This is a genomic window from Streptomyces sp. NPDC057424 (assembly GCF_042803315.1).
Lineage (GTDB): Bacteria > Actinomycetota > Actinomycetes > Streptomycetales > Streptomycetaceae > Streptomyces.
In genome coordinates this window covers 1-19,003 of record NZ_JBHVCP010000095.1, presented here as the reverse complement: position 1 = coordinate 19,003, position 19,003 = coordinate 1, and the positions used below count along the sequence as shown (strand labels likewise).

Below are 19,003 nucleotides of genomic sequence, written 5' to 3'. Positions count from 1 at the left end.
AATCGAGACTCCCGTTCGACGGACACCGCTCAAGATCGGAACGACAACAGCTACTAAAGCGGTGCTCAATCTCGCTGCACCTCACGGTTCGTGCTGCCACCCATATTCGAAGGCCTCCACAGCCCTGGGTTGCCAGAATGGCCGCCATGGCACGACGGCAGACCCCTACATACGCCTGGCCCGGTCACCTAGTTCGACGTCAGACGGGACAGCGCCTCGTCTACCTGGACCTCAACCACTGGATCAGCCTGGCCAAGGCCGCTACGGGACATCGAACCGGGGGGCCCTACCAGCCGGCGCTCACTGCGGTGCGAGATGCTGCCAGTTCCGGGCTGTATCTCTTCCCCTTGTCTCTCACTCACTACATGGAAATGGCGGGGATCCAGGATCCACGCCAGCGAGCCGACATCGCCGATGTGATGGAAGAGGTCTCGGGCTTCACCACCTTGCTCTCCCGGACGCACATCATGCGGCTGGAGGTCGAGGCAGCACTAGACCGAGCACTCGACACCGATTCACCGCATCTTGCAGATGCTCTGTCTGTACGGCGCTCGGATCAATCCCCGTGATCTTGCGGTCGTTGCGGACACCGTAGATGAGCAAGCCACCGCGGGTATTGGCCATAGCGGCGACATCCTTCGAGAACTCGTTCCATTCGCCTGGCTCGGCCTTCTTGGGAAGATCACGCTTCCAGTCGAGGTCATCTCGTTCGCCGACGACCTCGTTCACACCCTGCTCGATGTGCGCGTACGTGAGTGGGCCAGGTGAAATGCCGAGTTCCTGATGAAGACGCGTCCATGAACTTGCCATCCCGCCAGCATAGGAGGCGAGCATTGCCGTCCGTCTCATTCAGCACCGTTCACGGCCGTTCAGACGGGACCAGGTCCTGAGGGTCGCCCACGGCCCAGCCGCTCATGAACGCAGGTGAACACCCCCAAACGCAGTCCCACGCCCCACCAACACAGTTGGAAAGCGGGTTGGCACTGGCGTTGGGCAACACCCCACGGAGGACGGCGATGCGTGATCAGCTTGAGGCGTGGAGACCATCATCGCCAGCGGCATAGCCGTCCTGGGAACGCTGCTCGGTTCGGGGATCACCCTGGCGTTCCAGCAGCGCACCGCCGACAGGAGCCACCAGTTCACCCACCGCGAGAAGCTCCGGCAGGAACGACTCGATGCCTACTCTGCCTACGCCGGCGCGTTGGTCAACTACCGGCGCTGCCTGGTTCACCTCTGGTTCTGCGAGCACGAACAGCCTTCACCGGAGGACCCTGACACGGTGCGGATCCGTGCCTACGATCTACGCTCCAGCGCCCAGGAGGCACTGTTCCGGGTCGAGATGCTCACCGAGGACGAGCCCCTGAGCCAGGCCGCGGAGGACGTGCTCGCAGAGGTTACGGCGCTGCCCAAGACAGACAGCAGAACCGAACTCGACGATGCCAGGGTACGGACCCGTGACGGCATCAGCCGACTGGTCAAAGCAGCCAGGCAACACCTCTGAGGTGCGCAGACGCGCTGGTTAGCAATGACGATCTGGCATGGGCTATGGGTACGCCTCGGCGCACTCTTCCGTGATTCGGCCGGTCGTGCTGGCGATGCTTTCCGTGACCGTCGAACCGCCGTTGATGGCGTTGACGGCATCGCTGCCCGCCCGCATGAAGATGTCCATTTCAGGGACACCCAAGTAAGCGGTGGAGAAAGCACGCAGCCTCGTGTTGCGTTCCTGGCTCTCCGTGTCGTCGGTCACCTGGCCGGAGTCGACCCACATTTTATCCGCGACTGCAGCAAGGACCGTCTTCGTGCACTCCTGTGCCCGGCTAATGCCGGCGTTGTCGGCCGCTGTGCCCTGGGCCGCCGGTACTGCTTCCGCTCTCTTGCCGTCTTCGCTGCAGGCAGTCGTGCCCAGCGCCAGAAGTGCCGCACAGAATCCGAGCATCAGGCGTCTGCCCATGTCCCCGCCCATCTTGTTTTCTGCGGCTCGGGCCGCCCCCGCGCACATCATGCCACCGGATCTCCGGTAGCTCTCGCAAAACACCTCGACGCCCATGCCGTCGGCGCTGTTTGGCATCAGGAGCATCCTGGCCGCCCCGGGCGTGAGCTGGGCACCGTCGCCCCCGTGGCCTCCTTCAAAGCCTTTGCCCCAGGCCGCCCGGTCGCGTCGGGACATAATTGCGGGCAAGACCGCGAGAGCGGCCACGGCGGCGCCAGCGAAGAGCGCGAGCCGAGCCTGCAGTCCGTCTCTGGCGAGCTAAGCCAGGACGGGGAGCGTTTGGGGGTCGTAGAGGTTGCCCGGGCACGGATCGGTGAGCGCGGGCGAGCTCTTGCCCCGCTCCGTCTACGGCCGACTGTCGAGGACTTCAGGCCGTAGCGGTCTCTGTTCTCTCCTGGCACCGAGCCCCGCTTAGCGAACCCGGCCCTCTCGGTGACCCATCGCGCTAGGTTTTAGCCGGTCATGAATGACGCCAGCCAGTGCGCGGGCAAGGCCGACCGGCACGGCATTACCGATCTGCCTCGCAATGTCGATCTTCGTGCCATGCCAGAGATATTCCTCGGGGAACCCCTGGATGAGGGCAGCCTCATAGTGAGTGATCGGCCGATGCTCCACTGGGTGGAGGTATCGGCCCTTCTCGGGCTTGAAGAACTCGGTCCGAATGGTGACCGAAGGATGGCCAAGTCTCAGACGCCCCATGACGTCTCCCGAGCCACTGTTGTGCATGTCCCAGCTTACCGTGCTGAGGTACACCTCTCGGCCGTCGATCAGCGCCCACTTACCGCGCAGATCCTTTCGATTGCCGCCCGGCGGGATCGCCGCATAGCGTGCCAACGATATTGCCTGCGGCGCTCGCCCTATGTGTAGTTCAGTCGTCAAGAACGGGCCGGGCACACCATCAGTGCGGGTGCGTCCAGGAAGCACCGCCTCCTTGATCACTAGATGCCGTGAGCGGTCGAACACCGTGTCAACGGGCACCCAGGGCAGGAGCGTCATTGCTCCATCGAACGGAAGAAAGTCACTAGCCTGCTGGAGAGCGTTCCGGCTGTGAGTCGGCGTCGGCAGTGGAATGGGCGCACCCAGTGCCCGGTGCGTACCGATGACGATCGTCCGCTTCCGCGCCTGGGGTACCCCGTAGTCAGCCGAGTTGAGCAGGCCTTCGACGAGGGTGTAGTCATCCAGCGGTCCACCAGGCTTAACTGAATCCAGAATCCCTGCATACTCATGCGACTTCTTGAAGCGGTCTACGTTCTCCATAACGAAGACCTTCGGTTGAACGGTGCTGACGACCCTGACGTATTCCAGCCAGAGGCTGTTGCGCGGATCGTCCCAATATCCCCGCTTGTTCAGCCCTGAAAATCCCTGGCAGGGCGGTCCTCCGGTGATGACGTCGACGCGGTTCGCGAAGGGGCTGGGGTCAAACTGCTCGATATCCAGGTTCATCACCTCAGCTGAGGGGTGGTTGGCCTGGAACGTTGCCAACGCTGCGCGATCAAGGTCCACTGCTGCAATGGTTTCGAACACTGCCCGCGAGCCGGCAGCACCCGGGGTGTAGGAGCGGAAGCCCTCCGAAAATCCGCCACATCCAGCGAAGAGGTCCATCACGCGCACGGACTCCATCAACTCCCCCCAAGGTCTTCCAGCAGTGGGGATGGATCTTACGTTCCACCACTGACACCCCAGGGGGGAGCGCGGTCAGCCAACCGAGCTGTCAGTGAGACCTGGTAGACCTAGCAGCATGACCCTTCCTGTCGATGCTGTGCCGCACGTGGCGTTCTCCGACTTGGAGACCGCCGACCTTCAAGTCGATGCGCTCTACGCCGGCGGGACGAGCGGCAACTCTGGCGACGATCCGATGTCCAAGCTCATAAAGGGGATCGGTAACCAGGGAGGCTTCCGATACGCCGGCTCGCCGACCAATCGCACGGTGAAGCTCGCCGTCCTGTACACCAGCGGCGGCGAGGTCGACTGGCCCGACTATCTGGACGTACAGACCGGGACCTTCACCTACTACGGTGACAACCGGAAGCCTGGGCAAGGCCTTCACGAGACGCCGCGTTCGGGAAACGTCCTGCTGCGCGATGCCTTCGAGGTCTCCCACGGGACACCAGCCGACAGAGCCAAGGTGCCCCCGTTCCTCCTGTTCGAGAAGGCTGCAAGGACAGGTCGTTCAGTGCTTTTCCGCGGGCTTCTAGCGCCCGGCGGCCCCACGATGACCTCTGACGACGAGCTTGCCGCCATCTGGCGGGCTACAGCGGGCAAACGCTTCCAGAACTACCGCGCTCGCTTCACGGTGCTTGACGCGGACCGCATTCCGCGCGACTGGATTCAGCACCTACTGGCAGGCGGCGACCCGCTGGCCGGTGAGTGCCCCGAGGTATGGCGGACCTGGGTTGAAAGCCGGGTCTACCGCCCCCTGCTGGCTCCTGCCACCACCACCATCCGCTCCAAGACGGACCAGCTTCCGGAAGACACGACCGGTGTAGCCATGCTGGAGGAGATCCGAGAGTACTTCCGCGGCCGCGAGCACGATTTCGAAGCATGCGCGGTCGCGATCTGGCGGCTCATCGCACCGAGCACAGGTGCGGTTGACGTGACCCGGCCGAGCCGCGACGGCGGACGGGATGCAGTCGGCACCTACGTCCTGGGGCCAGTGGCAAACCGCATCGCGATCGACTTCGCTCTTGAGGCCAAGTGCTATGCCGCGGACAACTCGGTAGGGGTGCGCGAGGTCTCCCGGCTGATCTCCAGAATCCGGCACCGGAACTTCGGCGTGCTGGTCACCACATCGTTCTTCAACAAGCAGGTGCAGGACGAGGTCCACGAAGACGGCCACCCCATTGCCCTGGTCTGCGGACGAGACATCATCGACTCGCTCCGCCAGCAGGGACGAACGACCGTGGGCTCCGTGCGGCAGTGGCTCAAGCAGAGCTTTCCCCAGTCCTAGCCAAGCGGAAGCCGCGGCCTATCCGTGGACTGGTGGGATCATCCCCGGCCTCTTTGTCTCTCTGACCTGCTGAAAATTGCCGTTCCCTACGCGGCCTCTGTCGCCCTAACTGGTCACAGCTTCCCAAGCTCAAGACTTATCGACTGGTCTGTTCAAAACACTAGTTGGGACATCCATGAGCGTCAGCTGCCGGAGCGCCTGTTGCTCTCCGCTTGCTGCGCTGCCAGCCGACGCAGGATAGTGCGGTCCGCCTGTGGGATGGAGTCCAGCAGGTCTATGAACCACGGTGCGATCCACGATGAGTCGCGGTGGAGCCATTCACCTGGAGAGAGGGCGGTACCGGGCACCCAGTCCCGGGAGAGCGGCTTGCTGCTTCGAGTTGCCGCAGCAATGCTTACAGATGGCCCCGTTTCTCCAGCATCCCGCCGCCCAAGCTGAGCTGTCACACCGATCAGCCACCACTGGAACAACCGTTGGGACGGCGACGCCGACTCCACAGCCGCACGCACGGCCGAAGAGACGAGCCCCACTGAATTGGACGCATCAAGCGCCAGGCCCTCCGGCGGATCTAGGTGAGACGCTGTCTCCTCCGTGACCACCAGCGGTGTGTCCGGAACTTTCAACTCGAATGCCTCCGACACCCGCTCAATCTCCGCGTAAGTATCCGCGGCGAGCTCAGCGTCCAAGAACTCCCTAACCCCGCCGAAGAAGTGCGGCGGTGTCTCGATCCTCAAGTCTGCTTGTGCCCTCCGCCTCAGTTCGTCGACGAGGCTCGGCCACGGACGGGAGCTGCTTGAGCTGGAGCCCTGCTCGTACCAGTCTTCCTTCGTGTCGTTCGACACGAACAGCACGCGGCGGCCACTGGGCGGCAGCTGGCGGACATGCGCGATCAGCTCTTCCCAGAGGAGGAAGTCGCCAGCGGACTTCAACGGCGTGTCCTTGTCGGAGTCGGAGAATCCGGGAGGGATCTTGTTCGGGAACCGGAAGGCGGTCGCTTCCTCCAGACGCTTGCGCAGGATGTCGTCGTCAGGCTGCTCTCCGATCCTTTCCCCGTAGAGCTTCGCAATGTGTTTAAGGATGGGGTCTTCCGCATCGGCGGAGTTCAGTGCTAAGCCGTGGTCGGCTTTGAGCATGTCCAGGTGGCGTTTGAACTCGTGCCGGTAGACGTCGAGGTGAGCATCTACGCCGACATCCGCGACAAGTGCGTCGAGTCCCGCGATCTCCTGCTGGGCCCGGGCGTACTTGTCGAGCTGGGCGCACACGACCTTCTTGGCTTCAACGATTGCTTTGCGAGCTGCCATGAGCTTCTTATTGACTTCTGAGGCAGCATCAGAGAGAGCCTTTTTGCGGGATTCCAGTGTGCTGCGACGGCCGCGGACGAACTCAAGGCCGACCTGGTAGGGCATCCACAGCCGTCCTGCGGTCTGCTCAAGTGCCGACAGGACCTCTTTTCTGGAGGTCTCGGTGTACTCGTACAGGCTCAGCAGGACGTTCGTGTCCAGCACGATGACGCCGTCTTTGAAGAAGGCGCTGCGCTCCGCATCCTCAGCCGACGGCCCGGGCTGGAGCCAGGCTGCGAACCGCTGCAGCAGTACCGGGTCGTCCATATTCCCCTCCGGCTCGGCCATGCCCCTCCCTTAGCCGATCATCTTGGCACAAGCAGCCGACAGCCATCGGGCGTGTGCGCGGCTGCAGCGGCTGTGCTGCCTCTCAGCTTCCGTTGCCCCTTGCGGCTCCGGAGCCGCAAGGGGCGGATCTTCTACACCCCGTCGAAGTCGGCGAGCATGGCTGACACCCGGGCAGGAGCTTTGTCGAGGAGGAAGTCGTCGACGAATACCACGTCCGGAACGTCTCGGCTGTCGGCTGCGGCAGCGTCGCGCACAGAGCTGATGCGGGGGGAGGAGAGTGTGGCGTCGGCTGCCTCGAACGGGCCCTTGGCAGCGACCCAGACCCGCTCTTCGAAGAGGACCGCAGGGCCGGTGCCGCCCAGGTCGTCCACAAATTCCGCATCGCCCGGCGGGAAGTCGGACGCCCAGTTCCGCAGCAGTCCCGCGGCCCGGCGGCCATGCTGGCTGCTGGCGGCGCCTGTGCCTTGGAGGATGACCAGGAGTTCGCCGGCAAGTCGCCAGTCCAGAAGGCTGTGATACGCCATGTTCGTGTAGTCGCGCAGGCACTGGTAGCACGAGCCGCGGCACTCGCGGCCGTGCGCACCGTCCGCGAAGTCGGTCAGCATCCTGTTGGCAGTCGCCATGAGCTGCTCGAAGACCTCCCGTTCAGCGAGGTGTGTGCAGTAGCCGGCGCCGTTGTCCAAGGTGTCGGAGAGGAAGGCGAAGGTGCGAGCCTTGCTGTTGCCGGAGCCGGCACCGTGGATGCCGGATGCGATCTCGTTGGGTTGCACCTGGAGGAGCGAGCCGGCTGCTGTGCGCAGCAGGGCGGACAGCGAGTACCAGGCCGCACGTCGGCCCGAGCGGTCGTCAGGGAAGCCGGTGCGCTGCGGCACGGAGGTGAGGTTCAGGCGCAGACCGAGCGCTGGGATCTCGCTTGCCTGGGGGCCGAGCAGGAACAGGTCCGTGCGCTGGGTGGCGCCGATGGCGGTGGTGAGCGGTTCCCCGTCGGCGGCGATGTCCTTTGCAAGCCAGGGGAACAGATCGGCCGCTCCGGCCTCCAGGTAGGCGCCGGACCAGCGTGTGGTCGGGCTTACTTTTGAGAACTGGAACAGTCGGCCGCCGTTGTCGTTGACTGCGTACCGCTCGCCCTTGCCGGCGTGGACCACCATGCCAGGCGTCTCGATCTTCAGCGGTGCGCCGTGCTCAAGGTCTGCGGCGGTGCGGGGGGCGAGCGACCTGGCCCTCCATGCGAAGTTGCCGTCGAAGTCGCGTGCCTTGCCCGCGGAGTAGAAGCCGGCCGGTTCGCGCAGTTCGATCTCGCGGTAGGAGCCGTCGGCCGTTCCGCAGGCGCGGCAGGGCTGCGGCGGGGCGTCCTCCTGCTCCGGCAGCGCCTGTACGTCCTCTGCGAGGTGGCCGCAGGCGCGGCAGATACCGATGAGGACGGGCTGTCCGAGCGGTTCCTGCACGGCTCGGGGGGCTCGCCCGGTCGGCTCGAACGCGACTGCGCCGACTGCCGTGTGGACCTGTCCGTCCTTGACCGTCTCGGCGCCGGGAGCGAACTGCGAGATCGCGATGTCCAGCGACCGGTCGACTACACCGCTCGGCGGCCAGGGGTAGGAGTCGAAAGGGCGCTTGGTGTACAGGTAGCGGGCTGAGGTGGGGAATCCGAACATCGGCAGCAGGCCTGACTCCGCCAGTCGTTGGCTGAGTTCGTGGTGGCCGCGAGGCTCGTCGGCGATCTGGGTGACGCGGTTGACGAGGTCCTGGGCCACCCATGCCGCCGCCTGTGCCGGGGACCAGGTGCTACGGGTGCGGTCGGCGAGGGCTTCGGCGAGACTGCAGATTTCGGCGTCGTGTGACTTGATCCATCCGCTGACCGCTTCGCTTACGGCGGGCCAGTCTGCGGTGTGGCCGAACTGGCCGTGGACGTTGCGGGTCGGGTCGGGCCCTGTGTCGTCCCCAGCCGCACCCTGTACTGCGTCGAATGCCCTGCGGAGTACTTCGGCAGCGAGGACCCGCTGGTAGATGTCCTGCATGTCGGTGGACAGGTAAGGCGGCGGGGTCGGATCGTTGGTGATGCGCTGCGGGTCCTGGAAGTAGTGCTCGTCGTGGCTGCGGCCGCGGCACACGGTGAGTGCGAGCGCGACCGGCGAGGTGCGTCGTCCTGCCCGTCCGACGCGCTGCTGGTAGTTGAACCGGGTCGGCGGCATGTTCGCCATCAGGACAGCGGACAGCGGGCCGATGTCGACTCCGGCTTCCATCGTGGTGGTGACAGAGAGGATGTCGAGGGTATCGGGGAGCTTGTGCTCCTTGCCGTCGAGGAAGATGCCTTGGAAGCGGGCCTGGCGGGCCTGGGCGTCCAGGCGGTCGGTCTGGCCGGTGAGTTCGGCGGCGTTAAGGCGGAAATCACCGAACTGCCTGCGTGCCATCCAGGCGTAGTAGTCGGCGTCTGTTCCCTCGAACGGCTCGTGCGCAGCAGGAAGGGGCCGTCGGCACTTCGTGCACACTCCGACGCCGGGGTGGAGGTGCCTTCGGCGGCAGACAGAGCAGGTCCAGGACACCGCTCGGCCGTGGCGCAAGGCGACGTGCTCAGGCTGAATGACGTATTTCTTGACTGCTTCGCCCCAGATCCTCTCGACGGTATTGCGGAGGTCGTCCGGGTCCTGCCCCAGGTGGTCCGCTGCGCTGGCCCAGAAGTCCCGCAACTTCTTGGGCGGTTCGTCAGCCGGGCTGCGCAGTCCTGCGAAACGGCGCATGTGGCCGAGGACTCGCAGGCTGGCCCGGGCCAGCGCGGCATCGGAGGCCCGCTCGGCTTCAAGCGGTGCCTGATCGGTGGCGAGGGTGAGCCAGCCCAGACCCAGAGACTCGAAGTCGCGTCCGGCGCTGCCGAACAGCCCGTTGAGCAGCTCGCTGGTGAGGGCCTCGCGGATGTCCTGGCGCAGCTGCTCCTGCCGGTCGCTCAGGACCAGGCTGGATTCGTCACGTACCTTGCCGCCAGGGGGCTCGGGCCACTGGTACAGGGAGGTCCAGGACTGCGGCTGGGAGCCATTCTGGTAGCTGGTCTGCTGCAGGGACGCTTTCGGGCCGCCGGGATTGATGCCGAGCTGGACCAGGCGTTCAGCGACGGCGGTGCCATGGCTGTCGAGGCTGGGCACCCGGCTGAGGCGGCTGTAAAGTGCAGCCTCTTCTGCCGGGTCGGGGAGGTCATCGTCGAGATCGTCGAGGCTTTCGGATGCTTTCTGGAGCTTCACCCAGGCGTCGTAGGTCTCCGGATCGCGGGCGCGCAGCCGGTCGCGGGCGGCTTTGGCTGTCGCCTTGTCGACGGGGTTGTCTGGGGATTTGCGGTAGAAGGCCGATACGGCTGCGAGGTCGGCGGCCGGATCCCCCTGGCCCTCGACCTCCTCGGCAAGCAGCAGGCGCAGGAGGTCCTGGTAGTGGCGCAGTCCCAGGCCTGCGGACAGCTTCGCTGCGTCCTGGCGGCTGTCGGAGAAGACCACGGCCTGCCTGTTCGGCAGGTGGGAGAGGATCCCGGTGGTCAGCACCTGGTTGACCTTCTCGAAACCGGTGCGCATGGACCTGACTGGTGTACGCATGCGGCGGGAGTCGTTGAGGCTGAAATGCTCCGTTCCGATCTGCCTGACCTCCCAGTTGTCACCGCAGTTGGGGCACTGGGTCGGTGCCGCGGGGAGGTCCTCCGCTTTGAGCCGGGGCCGCCCCCTCTTGGGCTGCGGAACGCTGGTGTGGAAGGACCAGCCGCTGTGGTCGCGCTGGTTGCGGAGGATGCCGGTGCGCGGGTCGTAATGGCTGCGCTTGAACTCGAAGTCGGCGCTCAGCGTGCCCTTGTCCGAGGTGGAGTTCCACTCCAGCTTGTCCACCGCCGGGTCGTCCTTACGCGGCCAGTAGACGATGTAGTTGGCTGCGCTCGGCCTCGTAGCAGCGGCGTCGGGCAGTGAGTCGAGGTCGGGCAGATCCGCAAGCAGGCCGGCTTCGAAGGGGCGTCCCTTGGCCGCGTTACGGAAGGCCGATTCTGGTGCGTACCCGCCGAGGAACGGATCTCCGCAGTTCTGGCAGTAGAGGAGTTCCAGGACCCGTGCATCGCAGCTGCAGCGCGGCGTGGGGCGCGAGTACAGCTTGCCGACGGTTCTCTCCATGCCTTCCGGGCGTGGAGCGTCGGGACACTGAGGGTCTGAGCAGGCCCAGACGCCGGGGATGTTGCGGAAGAAGAGGTGTCCGCGCAGCTTGGGCGTCCTGGGATCGGCCGAGCGGCGCAGTGCGGTGAGGACTCCGCGCAACGCGTTCTTCTGCACGGCGGTGTCGGCGGCAGGGAAGATGCGGGCGGCAACGGCGTCGTCGAAGTCGGCGATGAGGCGGTCACCGTCACGCAGGGCGTTGACCAGCGCGTCACCAGCGCCAGTATCTGCCAGGAGCTGCTCGGCCTGGGCGGGCGCGGGATCCGGGTCCAGGGCGGCATACGCGTCGGCGTGATGGGAGATGTCGGTGCGGGTGTGCGTCGGCAACACAAGCTGGCCGCCGAGGACCACGAACCGGTTGCGGTCGACGCCGAAGAACTCCTGCAGGAAGTCCAGGTCGCGCGGGGCTTCGAGGGAGGCGGAGGCCGCCAGGATGCGGAACTTGTCCGGCCTGTGGTCCAGGCCGAGGCGGTGGCGCAGGTTACGCAGGAGGTAAGCAATCTCTGTGCCCGCCGTGCCCCGGTACATGTGGAGCTCATCGACGACCAGGGTGAAGCGGGCGTCGGGCACCTCCTCCAGCCAGCGGCGCGTCTTGTCGAAGATCTGCGACTCGCGTGAGCGCATCAGCATGACGTTGAGCATGCTGTAGTTCGTGATCATGATGTCGGGCGGAGCCTGGATCATGTCCCAGCGGCAGCGCATTTCCGCGCCATCCAGCCGGGGGATGAAGTACCGGCCGTCACCGGAGGCTTTCTGCGCCTGGCGGGAGCGCTCCTCCGTGGCGGCAAACTCCTTGCGCAACGTCTTGACGCCGGTCGGCGAACCGATCTCACCGGGGACGGGGGTTGCCCCGGTGTAGCGGCCGAAGTAGAAGCGGTGGCCGGGCCGCGACCGGGCAAGCCATGCCCTGGCATCATCGCTGTCCAGCGCCCTGCGCAGGCGCATCATCTGGTCGTCGACGAGCGCGTTCATGGGGTAGAGGACGAGGGCGCGTACAGCTGCGTGTCGGCCGGCCTCGCCTGCCCGCTGGGGCTGATACTCACCGTTGGGAGAGGCCCACCAGCGGTTCGACGGCGGCGAGGCGATCGGCCAGTCGGCGGACTCGCGGACGAGGTCGGCGAGGATGGGCAGCATGAACGACTCTGTCTTGCCCGAGCCCGTACCGGCCGTGACGACGACGTCGCGCCCGTCGCGCACAGCGGCGGCCAGGGCCCGGTGCTGATGCTCGTACAGGGAGGGGACGCCCTGCATCAGTCCAAGCTGGACCAGTTCCGCCAGGTCAGGGTGGGCTCCTGCTGCCTTCACGGATTCCGCGATGCCCGCACCCATCTGAACGTAGCGCGGGCGGACCTCCAGCAGAGGACGCCTCCAGGCTCCGCCGTTCACGTCGAACAGGTCCTGGCGCTCGCGTTCGAGGTGCTCGTCAGCAAGCCCGAACGGCGTGTTGTAGTAACGGAAGAGCGCGTCCTTCAAGTGCTCGAACGAACCAAGGATGTCCACGTCCCGGCCAGGCTGCTGCGAAGCGGCGTCACTCATCGTTCTCCCCCAGATGCTGTCCGAGCGATTGTGCAATCTTGGCGGCTACGGCGTAGGGCACGTTGTCGTAGGCGAGGTTCTTGGCTTGGGCGTGGATACGGGGCGCGAGGCCGCAGCACATCACGGCCACGCGCCGGTGCAGGTCAGGCAGGGGATATCCCCAGTCGACGAATAGGGTCCCGAATCTCTCACGCCCGGAGTCCTTCTCGGGCCTCCAGCGCAGCACGTCTGCAGTCCGGCTTTGGCTCTCCAGCACGAGGTAGACGCCCTGCTCGTGGCTGGTCTCGTACCATTGCCGGTCGCGCAGGATCTGGCATACACGCTTGCTGTCGCGCCGCTTGAGCCGGTACAGACCATCACCCTGGGGCCGCGGGACAAGACGGTATTCGCCGCGCTCAAGGTCGTACTGTTCCAGCGGCTTGCCGAACTCCGGTGCAGAGGTAGGCACTCCAAGACTCAAAGGCGGCAAGAGTGCAGCTCCTTGCAGCGCGAAGCACGGTGTGTAGGAGACGCCGAGCTCGGCCGCCCAGCTTGCGAGCCCTGCTTCGTCGTCAAACTGGACGATGAGGGAGGGGGGCAGGGGGATGTCGGTGGGCGGACGGTCACTGGGCACTCGGAACAGCTCCAGCAACCCATCCTCCACCGCCTGCGCTACGCGCGCGTCAAACGCGGCCGTCCGGCTCCCGGTGAGTACCGCCAGCCCCCGCGCCTGCGGCAGGCGGGTCAGGACTGGCGGGGCCGCGCACCAGCGCCGGTTGCGCCAGTCGATGTCCATGTAAGCCAGAGAGACGGCGTCGCGCAGCCAGCGGCCCGCGGCTCCCGGTTCGATGTCTTGACAGTGTTTAACTGCAAGCCACCACATGCCCTGCTTGGCATCAGACAGAGTGCCGGCGCCCTGCTCACTCAGCCAGCGCAAGAGCAGAGCTCCTGTGTCGGTCATCAGGCTCCCCGCCTTCCGCTGATCGCTTCCGCTGCCGCTACGTAGTCAAGCCAGGCAGGATCCTGCAGGCGCTGGGCAGCGCTGAGAACGGCGTACGCCCAGGCATAGTCGTCGGATGCCGGCGCGGGAGCGGGTATGTCAGCAGCTGCTGCCAGCGCCCTGACCGACCAGCGGGCCGCCGTACGGTAGACCAGCCAGACGCAGCCGTCCGGCACCTCGATCTCGAGGCAGGGGCCGAGGGCTGCAGCGGGCAGACGGGAAGCCATCCAGGCCGGGACCGACCGTTGCTTGGCCCGGTGCACGCCGCCGCGGGGATCCAGCAGCACGGCTTCCAGAACACTTGAGCGCAGCAGCTCGGTTCGCGGGAGGCTGATGCTGCTTGCCGCATCAGCCCCGCGGATGGCGGCCTTGGAGCCCGTTACGGCGCTCAGCTTGGGCTGGGCAGTGCCGTCGCAGGGGTACCCCAGCGTCCCGGTGCCCGGCGGCAGGCCTTCGTGAAGTCCGTCGTGCAGTGTGAACAGCTGGCTGCTGTGGGCCGTTCCCACACGGTGTTCTCCCTCATCAAGTGGGATCAGGCAGAGCGGGAAGGGCACCCGGGGATCGGCACGCAGCTTCTCAGTACGGCCGTCGAGGACGATTTCCACACGGCCGTCCGGTGAGTCGCTGGCCGGCAACATGAGGTCGGGAGCACCGCCACGGAGGAAATGGCCGGCCACTCCGGCACCCGCCCGGTACTCAGGGGCGATGCGCAGCCCGCCGGACAGCGCGGCGTGGTGCCGGATCTGGGGCTCGAGGACATGTGCGTGGTCTCCGCCCCGGTCGAGGGCCCTCACGAAGGCCAGCCCATTGACGGCGCGCACGCCCTTGATCAGCTTCCACCCCGGCACCGGCGCCGATACTTCACGGATGGTGCGGCCGCCGAGGGCATCGACCATTGAGCGCACTGCACGGACAGCAGAGTCAGCGGCCAGAATCCAGTGCTGCTCGCCGGGCTCGAAATACTCCGTACTCACCCACTCCCCTAGGTGCGGGTGCAGCCGCAGCAGCAGCACCTCCTGCGGTGCCCACTCAAGGACCAGCTCCTCCCCTTCAAGGCGCAGGCCGTGTCCCAGCTGCTGCCAGGAGGGGTGCAGCGATTCCAGCCCCTCGTAGACGTCCCCATACCCCTTGTGCAGCGTGAACGTACGGCCGCCTGGCACTGCGACGCGCGTCTCATCGATACCGTCACACGCTTCGGCGAGCCATTCCAGGCGCCTGCCCCGGTCCGCGACTACAAGCCTCAGTCCGATGGCGCGGCGCCGATGCTCGCGCTCCGGCTCATGAAGGGTGCCGTCCCAGTCATCGGCGAGCCGCTTGACCAGACTGGCGATCAGGGTGTCGCCCGTATCCAGGGCGCTGGCAAGCTCTTCCATGAGCCGGGGCGACAGGTGCCGGTCCCGCCCTGCTGTCCACACGCGCAGGCGCCGCAGCAACTCGCGGCCGGAAACCTCGTCGGGGTTGTGCGGCCGCAAGCGGGTGGCGGCGAAAAACCGGGTGAGGATCTGCCGGTCCGAACCGCGCACCAGCGCCTGTGAGATAGGGAAGCCGATCTTCCAGTAGAACTCGTCAGTGCTGATCGTGCTGGTGCCGTAGAGACCGCCCGTCTCCTCGAGCCAGGTGTCCAGCTCCTCCCACATCCCTGCCACGTCCTCAAAGGCGTGTTCAAGCTTGTGAGCCCGAGGGCTGGAAGGCTGTTCGCCAAACAGCTGGCCCCACCGCCCGTAGAAGTTGGACTTCAGCATGCCGTCCGAGGACGCCATACGGGTAGCCGCCAGCACGGACAGGGCCAGCACCGGCAGGCTCGGCGGCGGGCCCTCACTCCCGTTTCGCTCCCACATCTCGCACTCGCGCTGGATGCGGCTGAGCAGTGGTCTGTCTGGATCACTCCAGTTGAGTTCGCCGGCGACAGCTTGGGCAAGGCCCGTTCCTACGCGCTCGGCCAGCTCCCTCTCAACCTCGGCATCGACGTACAGGACGGTGCTCCGCAGCGCATTGCCCGCACCGAAGAACTCTGCAGAGAGCACCTCGTGCCACTGCTTGTACTCGGACCCCATCAAACCTTTCCAGCTTCCCCACCCGCAGCCGCATGCCCACCTGCGGCTGCGGACCCCACGCTCTCGCGTCGTGCTTCGGCAGTGCCCCTGCCATCCGCCCAGCTCAACCCACGCTACTCATGAGATTCTTCGCGCGATAGGCAAATGCGCTTGTTCGTCGCTCTTGCGGCCTGCTGGCGCATCCCTGTCGGCCCCCTCCCCCCTGAAAGCTGACAGAAAGCCTGCTGCTTTCCCGCACCCGGGCAGCACTCCTGCTGCAACTGAACCCCCGTTCGAGGCAGAGGGCTGCAACTCGCTGCGGCCATCCTGAGCCGCCGATGCCGGAAGGACGGCAGGCACCGAAGGCGGCGGCACTTGCCAGAGGGTCCCAGCACGCTCTTCCCTGTCCATCCGCCCTGTGCGCACAGCCGCCAATGCAGTCGACAGGGCCGGGGTGCGGCGGCCACCAACATGAGCGCGTCGCGTGCTCAGCCCGTGCAATCACTACAGGTCGGTCAGAAGCCTTAGACGTCATCTCATTTGGTGAGTCTGCGGTAGCAGATGAGGCTGCAGGCGATGGCGGTGAAGGCCAGGAAGTGTTCGGCCTTGCGTTCGTAGCGGCGGTGCAGGCGGCGGCAACCGGTCAGCCAGGACATCGTGCGCTCGATCGTCCAGCGGTGTCGGCCAAGCCGGGTGGAGGACTCGATGCCCTTGCGGGCGATGCGGTGGCGGATGCCTCGCTTGCGCAGCCACCGGCGCAGGTGGTCGTAGTCGTAGCCCTTGTCCGCGTGCAGCTTGGCGGGCCGTCGTCTGCGCGGGCCGCGGCGGGATCGGATCGGCGGGATGCCGCGCACAAGCGGCTCGAGTGCCTGGCTGTCGTGCAGGTTCGCTCCGGAGATCCCGATCGAGAGGGGTAAACCAGTCCGCTCGGTGATCAAGTGGACCTTCGAGCCCTTCTTGCCCCGGTCGACAGGATTCGGACCTGTCAGGTCCCCCCTTTCAGGGCCCGTATGTTCACCGAGTCGATCGCGCAGCGCGACCAGTCCAGGTCTCCGCGCGAACCCAGCTCGTCGAGGATGAGGCGGTGCAGCTTTGCCCAGACCCGGGCGGCGGTCCACTCAGTGAAGCGCCGGTGCGCGGTCGGCCCCGACGGGCCGAAGACCGGCGGCAACTGCCGCCAGGTGCAGCCCGTCGTGGCCACGAAGATGATCGCGGCCAGAACCTCACGATCTCCGTACCGGCGCCGACCGCCGCCCTGCGGCCGCGATGGAGCAGGCGGGACCACCCGCTGGAACAGCTCCCACAACTCGTCCGGCACCATGCGCTCGACCATCACCACACGGTGCAGATTACCCAGCACTCCAAATGAGACGACGTCTTAGTGAACCGCGCTCCGTGGTGTTGGCGCAGGCTCCCTTTCCCCACTCTGCCGAGCGGCCTCAAAACGCCCCGTGGACTACCTGTGGATGAAGCGCGCGCCACCTGTGGTTCATAGGCCTGCGACCTACTCGAACGTCGGAACCTGTGAGGGCCTCCGGAGCCGTGTGCGCAGGTTCGAATCCTGCCGGGGGCACCTTGGATTAGGTGCCCAAAGACCCCGCCATCAGCGCTTTCGCTGAGACGGAGTCTTCGTGTGTGTGCAGGCGTGTGCGGCCCGGAGCGGCTGTACGTCGGGGGCTGTGGACGAGGCGTGGACGGGATCTTGATGCGTTGCCCCAGGTGAGTCGCCCTGTCCGCAGCGTTCCGCGTGCGGTAGGGACCCGTCGGCAGGAACCTGATGTGTCAGATGCGTGCGCTTGGATGAGCGTGTGACCGTTCATGACGTTGCTCGACACCTGCCTGGGACAACAGTCCTTCGTGAGCACTGCCGCTCCATAGCCCTCCTTGAGGCAGTCCTGAGCCCTGAGTGGGAGAGTCGCCGCCACTCCTTCGCCGACCACTGGTCCGAGACGGAGTCGATGGCCTTGATGCGAAACGGATCGGGCGACGAATACTCGATCGTCTTCTCCCCCTTCGGCGTCTTCGTGCGGGGATTCGATCACGAATCGCCCATGAGCCCCTATGTAGAGGACGGACCATGGCCCGGAGTGCTGGACGAGGTTCCTGAGGTCTTCCGGCCGTATGTCGAGGAACCGGCGTTCTCCGACGAGGACGGCGTGCCTCTCGTCACCGCCTGTGTGTGGCAAGAGACGGGCGACGACGGCTGGAAAGCGGGAACGATCGATTTTTCCGAATCGGCAACGGAGGACCCGGACGGCGCCGGATACCTTTTCCAACTGCTGGTGGATCGGTCGCCGGAAGCGTTTCAGCGGTGGGCCGAGGACTACTACGAGGTCCCTGTCGACCTGGAAGCCGTTCGTCACGTCTTCTCCTCCAGCCCGTTGACCGAAGCAGTCGTCCGCGCGTTGAACCCGGAAATCGGCTTGGCGGATCTGGCAGAGGACCTTGCCGTGATCGGCTATTCGGCGAGCTGAGGCACAGAGCAACGACGAGGCCCCTGGACGCGATGCCAGGGGCCTTGGAAGCGGGCAGGGATACCTACTCGTACTCGCGAAGCAAGTCCTCGATGCGGCGGTTGGCGACGTCCTGCCGTCCGTCGAGGCACTTGGCGTAGCGGGTCAGCAGGACCTCCACGCTGTTGCCGGCGCGCTCGGCCACCTCGGTTGGGTCGACACCGGCGTTGAGCCACGTCGACAGCGCCGAGTGCCGGAGGTCGTACGGTCGACTCGCGAGCGGCGAGGCCGCGATGGCCGGCGGAAGCGCGAGGAGCCGAGCTTCCTGCGACACGCGGTAGTAGGTCGACGACGGGACGACCGAGCCCTTCTCACTGAAGAAGAGCCGTCCGTCGTCCGCCGTGCCGAAGGTGGCCAGGTGCTCTCGGACACGGCAGCTGTAGTTCCGGCGTCTGCGCTGTTCAGCGTGTTGCCGGGGCGGGTGCGGGCATGAGTACGGCCACCTTGATCATGAACGTTTGTGACGACGTATCAAGACGCGGTGGCCGTGGAAGCAACGATAGCCGAGCAGGCGTGGAGCGAGACGTTCGGGAGAGCGATGCGGGCGGTCGCGGGCTGCTTCGCGCGACGTGAAGCCCGGGCGACGGCGGCGGAGTTGGCCGCGGGGCTGTTGCTGGAGGTGGACACGCGGAACTGCTGGACGCTCGCGCAGGTTCTGGGGCATCCGGGGCCGCACCGGCTGCAGCACCTGCTTTCGCGCGCCCGGTTCGACCATGAGCGGGCCCGGCAGGAAGATCCCCTGCCTCGTGATCGATGAACTCGCCGGTCAGAGCGTGGTGTTGGTGGCGGACGAGACGGGGGATGCGAAGTCGTCCACGGACTGCGTGGGCGCCGGCAGACAGTACTCCGGCGCGATCGGCGGTGTCGGACTGTGCCAGGTGGCGGTGCACCTGGCGGCGGTCACCGCGACGACGAAGGTGATCATCGATCGGGCCCTGTACCTCCCGGCGGACTGGGCCGCGGACGAGGAACGCCGCGAGGTCGCCGGGGTGCCGGAGGAGATCGCCTTCGCGACGAAGCCGCAGCAGGCGCTGGCCATGGTCACCGACGTGTTGGCCGCCGGGCTGAAGGCCCGCTGGTTCGCGGGCGACGAGGTGTACTGCGGGCGTGAACTACGCCGGGGCGTACGGGCGCTGGGGCTCGGCTACAGCGTTGGCATCGCCGCCACCTACCAGGTCATCGACGGGACCGGACGCCGGTGGGAGGCC

At 66.1% G+C, this 19,003-nt stretch carries 13 protein-coding genes, 1 tRNA gene and 1 pseudogene; 6 read left to right on the top strand and 9 right to left on the bottom strand.

The window, feature by feature from the left end; translation table 11 throughout:
• Positions 1-465: 465 nt before the first annotated feature.
• Positions 466-834 carry a helix-turn-helix domain-containing protein gene (locus tag ACFU3E_RS37105; protein WP_384168810.1) on the bottom strand — a complete coding sequence of 123 codons (369 nt, stop codon included), beginning with the start codon at positions 832-834 and terminating at the stop codon, positions 466-468.
• Positions 835-1,036: 202 nt separating this feature from the next.
• Here ACFU3E_RS37105 and ACFU3E_RS37100 point away from each other — a divergent pair, with 202 nt between their 5' ends.
• A complete protein-coding gene (locus ACFU3E_RS37100; RefSeq protein WP_384168807.1) occupies positions 1,037-1,501 on the top strand; it encodes a hypothetical protein in 465 nt (154 codons plus the stop codon).
• A gap of 42 nt (positions 1,502-1,543) precedes the next feature.
• Here the strand turns inward: ACFU3E_RS37100 and ACFU3E_RS37095 are convergent, their stop codons facing one another.
• Together ACFU3E_RS37095 and ACFU3E_RS37090 are read right to left on the bottom strand one after the other, a co-directional pair.
• A complete protein-coding gene (locus ACFU3E_RS37095) occupies positions 1,544-2,068 on the bottom strand; it encodes a hypothetical protein (RefSeq protein WP_384168804.1) in 525 nt (174 codons plus the stop codon).
• Between the two features lie 333 nt (positions 2,069-2,401).
• Positions 2,402-3,592 carry a DNA cytosine methyltransferase gene (locus ACFU3E_RS37090; RefSeq protein WP_384168813.1) on the bottom strand — a complete coding sequence of 397 codons (1,191 nt, stop codon included), beginning with the start codon at positions 3,590-3,592 and terminating at the stop codon, positions 2,402-2,404.
• 136 nt (positions 3,593-3,728) lie between these two features.
• Here ACFU3E_RS37090 and ACFU3E_RS37085 point away from each other — a divergent pair, with 136 nt between their 5' ends.
• Positions 3,729-4,937 (top strand): restriction endonuclease, encoded by a 1,209-nt coding sequence (locus ACFU3E_RS37085; protein ID WP_355846664.1) that lies wholly within the window; start codon positions 3,729-3,731, stop codon positions 4,935-4,937.
• A 182-nt stretch (positions 4,938-5,119) separates the two neighbouring features.
• Here ACFU3E_RS37085 and ACFU3E_RS37080 read toward each other — a convergent pair whose 3' ends face one another.
• The 5 genes from ACFU3E_RS37080 to ACFU3E_RS37060 all read right to left on the bottom strand — a co-directional run bounded on the left by ACFU3E_RS37080 (position 5,120) and on the right by ACFU3E_RS37060 (position 16,615).
• Positions 5,120-6,565 (bottom strand): PIN-like domain-containing protein, encoded by a 1,446-nt coding sequence (locus ACFU3E_RS37080; RefSeq protein WP_384168801.1) that lies wholly within the window; start codon positions 6,563-6,565, stop codon positions 5,120-5,122.
• A 131-nt stretch (positions 6,566-6,696) separates the two neighbouring features.
• Positions 6,697-12,270 (bottom strand): DEAD/DEAH box helicase, encoded by a 5,574-nt coding sequence (locus ACFU3E_RS37075; RefSeq protein ID WP_384168798.1) that lies wholly within the window; start codon positions 12,268-12,270, stop codon positions 6,697-6,699.
• Complete coding sequence (locus ACFU3E_RS37070; protein WP_384168794.1) at positions 12,263-13,210, bottom strand: hypothetical protein; 948 nt, start codon at positions 13,208-13,210, stop codon at positions 12,263-12,265. The genes ACFU3E_RS37075 and ACFU3E_RS37070 overlap by 8 nt, the downstream gene beginning before the upstream one ends.
• A complete protein-coding gene (locus ACFU3E_RS37065; protein WP_384168791.1) occupies positions 13,210-15,303 on the bottom strand; it encodes a hypothetical protein in 2,094 nt (697 codons plus the stop codon). Before ACFU3E_RS37065 ends, ACFU3E_RS37070 begins: the two co-directional genes overlap by 1 nt.
• Before the next feature lie 515 nt (positions 15,304-15,818).
• Positions 15,819-16,615, bottom strand: a protein-coding gene (locus ACFU3E_RS37060) for an IS5 family transposase (RefSeq protein ID WP_384168788.1) whose coding sequence is annotated in 2 segments (ribosomal slippage) — positions 15,819-16,277 and positions 16,280-16,615 — 795 coding nt in all. Because the reading frame shifts where the segments join, the coding sequence is not laid out codon by codon here.
• Positions 16,616-16,759: 144 nt separating this feature from the next.
• On the opposite strand from ACFU3E_RS37060, the gene ACFU3E_RS37055 reads away from it, so the two are divergent.
• Positions 16,760-16,855: transfer RNA gene (locus tag ACFU3E_RS37055), tRNA-Arg, on the top strand.
• A 235-nt stretch (positions 16,856-17,090) separates the two neighbouring features.
• On the top strand, positions 17,091-17,756 hold the full coding sequence (locus ACFU3E_RS37050) for a hypothetical protein (RefSeq protein WP_384168785.1): 666 nt from the start codon (positions 17,091-17,093) through the stop codon (positions 17,754-17,756).
• 64 nt (positions 17,757-17,820) lie between these two features.
• Here the strand turns inward: ACFU3E_RS37050 and ACFU3E_RS37045 are convergent.
• A pseudogene (locus tag ACFU3E_RS37045) lies at positions 17,821-18,165 on the bottom strand (site-specific integrase); the annotation flags it as partial.
• Between the two features lie 90 nt (positions 18,166-18,255).
• On the opposite strand from ACFU3E_RS37045, the gene ACFU3E_RS37040 reads away from it, so the two are divergent.
• Both ACFU3E_RS37040 and ACFU3E_RS37035 read left to right on the top strand, forming a co-directional pair.
• A complete protein-coding gene (locus ACFU3E_RS37040; RefSeq protein WP_384168782.1) occupies positions 18,256-18,552 on the top strand; it encodes a hypothetical protein in 297 nt (98 codons plus the stop codon).
• The coding region (locus ACFU3E_RS37035; protein WP_384168779.1) for a transposase at positions 18,542-19,003 on the top strand (462 nt) is incomplete at its 3' end. The genes ACFU3E_RS37040 and ACFU3E_RS37035, both read left to right, overlap by 11 nt.

What these genes read in the sequence shown, in the direction of transcription:
- ACFU3E_RS37105 (WP_384168810.1), bottom strand. Translation starts at nt 834, where the DNA reads ATGCTCGCCTCCTATGCTGGCGGGATGGCAAGTTCATGGACGCGTCTT.
- ACFU3E_RS37095 (WP_384168804.1), bottom strand. Translation starts at nt 2,068, where the DNA reads ATGCCAAACAGCGCCGACGGCATGGGCGTCGAGGTGTTTTGCGAGAGC.
- ACFU3E_RS37090 (WP_384168813.1), bottom strand. Translation starts at nt 3,592, where the DNA reads ATGGACCTCTTCGCTGGATGTGGCGGATTTTCGGAGGGCTTCCGCTCC.
- ACFU3E_RS37085 (WP_355846664.1), top strand. Translation starts at nt 3,729, where the DNA reads ATGACCCTTCCTGTCGATGCTGTGCCGCACGTGGCGTTCTCCGACTTG.
- ACFU3E_RS37080 (WP_384168801.1), bottom strand. Translation starts at nt 6,565, where the DNA reads ATGGCCGAGCCGGAGGGGAATATGGACGACCCGGTACTGCTGCAGCGG.
- ACFU3E_RS37075 (WP_384168798.1), bottom strand. Translation starts at nt 12,270, where the DNA reads ATGAGTGACGCCGCTTCGCAGCAGCCTGGCCGGGACGTGGACATCCTT.
- ACFU3E_RS37070 (WP_384168794.1), bottom strand. Translation starts at nt 13,210, where the DNA reads ATGACCGACACAGGAGCTCTGCTCTTGCGCTGGCTGAGTGAGCAGGGC.
- ACFU3E_RS37065 (WP_384168791.1), bottom strand. Translation starts at nt 15,303, where the DNA reads ATGGGGTCCGAGTACAAGCAGTGGCACGAGGTGCTCTCTGCAGAGTTC.